This window comes from Thermosediminibacter litoriperuensis, from assembly GCF_008124715.1.
Taxonomy (GTDB): Bacteria; Bacillota; Thermosediminibacteria; order Thermosediminibacterales; family Thermosediminibacteraceae; genus Thermosediminibacter; species Thermosediminibacter litoriperuensis.
In genome coordinates, this window is record NZ_VNHO01000057.1 from 1 (window position 1) to 2,468 (window position 2,468).

Genomic DNA, 2,468 nt, shown 5'->3' on the forward strand with positions numbered 1-2,468 from the left:
GGGTGGGTCAATTTAAAATCGCTGAAAATGGGTCAATTTAAATCCGCTATTGACATCTTCCTTACAAAAAGGAATTCTGGAATAAAATGACGAATATAAAAAGACAGAAATTTGCCTCATTTTCAAGCTATTTATTTTAATGCCCTTTAATATTACCCTAGACGCTATTTTTTTGTCTTGACCGCCAAACGACAAAATTATATAGACTAAAAAGGAGGCTGGACGATGGGGGTCCTCAGTCTGTTGCAAGACCGGATCGAGTGATAGATTGGAGGGTACATTTACATTGGCTGATCAGTGGTTTGAGAAGTGGCAAAAACAACGTCATAAAGAAATCGAAAAGTTTATTGATGGATGGAATTGGCACACAATTTTTATTACCTGGAAAAGTCGAATGAGGGATTATCCAGTTTCGTTAAATCCTTTGTTTACAGAAATCTGGGTTCATGATCCTGAATATCCTACTGGTCGCAAGAATGCTTTATCCTGGTGGATAGCAAATGAAATAAACGAACTTCATATAAATTTTCAAAGACATCTTGACCGTTTTCCGGGAACTATTGGGCCAATAAATCCTTGTAATTGCCGTCAAGGAGAACTTATGACACTTAACTATCTATGGAAATACAAAGAAAATGAAGAAAAAATTGCAGCTATACTTATTAGTGCGTCTCTTTTTACAAGACTCTATAGCAGTCGGAAACAGTATCCACAAGATTATTGGCCACCATATTATTGTGTAGAGGAACTATTTAAGTGGGCATATAAAACATGGAATGATGAAGAGGGATTTTCAGCATGGCAACATTATCATACTGAAGTATTACCTTATAAAAATAATGATTATGTGTTTAAGTTGCATGATATAAATGCGTTAGTTCACTATCTAGCAGACGAACACGCTTTAGTATTCCTTAATTATAAGCCTGTTTCCATCGAATTCAAGGAAAAACGTTATCCTTATATTCAAAAAATTAAATGAAGACTTGAATATTGATTCATCCCATGTTCTTACAGGATTTGATAAAAAAACTGCAAGTAAGTTTGCCTATAGAAACGGAGGTGATGAAATGATAAATAAACCTTTTTTTGTAATGCAAAACAAACATGCAAAAAGTTGTGGAGAACCTCCTCTAATTACTAATGATGACTCGAAGTATTATGGTTATTTCGAAAACGAACACGGAGAACAATGGGTATTTATATATGATCGTCGGACTGGAACTGCTGAATTGAGAGGGGGCGATGTAGGATGGGAGCGAGTCTTTTTAGTTAGAAACGGTCAAGTTAATGGCTTAATCTTAAATGAAAATGAGAAAATGTGGCTTCAAGCGTGCTGGAAAGCTGCAACTGTTTTCTCGGAGAAGTAAGGATTCGATATGAAAAGAAGCGGTTTAAATAAATTACAGCATAAGAAAACCTAGCCTAAAGAAAGGTATTGTTTTTGCAAGAGAATTTCCCCATTTTTGCAAAGATTTTTCTCTATTTACCGGTGAGTAATTTTTTGTTAACTTAATTGCCTCATGAGCGATTGTGTTTTTTAAATCATCCTTTAAGAGGATGGTGAGGTCTTTTTTGGTGTTCGAAGAAATCTTAGATACGACAGTTAACGGTCCAAGTTTAAAATCCAAGGAATTTCAGGTCGCAAACGCAAAGCTATATTACACGAGCGAATACCAGTAAGACCTCCAAAGAGAAATTCGAACATAAGCGATTTTACAGAATATTGAAGGGAGAGTTTGTTGGGATTCATGAATTTGCCGTGTGCGGCTCGTTTATAAGCTTTATAAGTTTATGATGGAATATAACACTATAAGGCGGCCATCAATCGTGGGGATATATGAGGCTGAGCAAATTCTAACGAAAAAATTATTTGATCAATGAAAGGGGGTTTGATCAATGCTAATGAAAGACCTTATCGAAATTAACAAGGAAACGTGCAGGCTGCTATGGACAATACCAAATTTTTCGTCTGAAAGTATACCGCTAACTTTCTCTAGACTTATTTTTCCACCTTTAAGTAATGGTGCAATTCGAAGAAGTGAACAGGAAGCCCGGTTTGCTTTTGCTTCAGTCATAGAGAGATCTACCAAATACTTTTATTCTGTAGAAACCCCGACAAAGGAACTTTATAATTTTACCGGCCAAAAGGATATAAGTGCTCAAACCGATTTGACTTTATATACTTTTGAAAATAAATTTATCGAACAAGCAAGGGTGGAATTTAAGGCCAAGAATCCTCCGCAAGAACATATTTCTAAAGACATTGAAAAGTTAGTAAAAGAAAAGACAACCGGAAATTGGTTTTATTTGTTGGAAAACATCGATAGCGGTACTTTGAGTAGTCTTGTTGAAAAGTTTAAGCTGGCTTTCGATGGTTAATTGTAAAATTAAATGCGACAGTAAAAAAAGTTGAACCATAGCATGAAACCCGATATGATGTTGGTTGACAAAAAACTAACACATAT

3 protein-coding genes are annotated in these 2,468 nt (G+C 35.4%); all 3 read left to right on the plus strand.

Going from position 1 to position 2,468, the window contains the following annotated elements; translation table 11 throughout:
• The first annotated feature begins 286 nt into the window (after nucleotides 1-286).
• The 3 genes from LZ11_RS12135 to LZ11_RS12145 all read left to right on the plus strand — a co-directional run bounded on the left by LZ11_RS12135 (nucleotide 287) and on the right by LZ11_RS12145 (nucleotide 2,382).
• Nucleotides 287-982, plus strand: a complete 696-nt coding sequence (locus LZ11_RS12135) for a hypothetical protein (protein ID WP_148868115.1) — start codon at nucleotides 287-289, stop codon at nucleotides 980-982.
• 88 nt (nucleotides 983-1,070) lie between these two features.
• The gene (locus LZ11_RS12140; RefSeq protein ID WP_148868116.1) at nucleotides 1,071-1,370 is read left to right on the plus strand and encodes a hypothetical protein; all 300 of its coding nucleotides are present in this window, start codon (nucleotides 1,071-1,073) and stop codon (nucleotides 1,368-1,370) included.
• 529 nt (nucleotides 1,371-1,899) lie between these two features.
• Nucleotides 1,900-2,382 (plus strand): hypothetical protein, encoded by a 483-nt coding sequence (locus tag LZ11_RS12145; protein WP_148868117.1) that lies wholly within the window; start codon nucleotides 1,900-1,902, stop codon nucleotides 2,380-2,382.
• The last annotated feature ends 86 nt before the right edge of the window (nucleotides 2,383-2,468 follow it).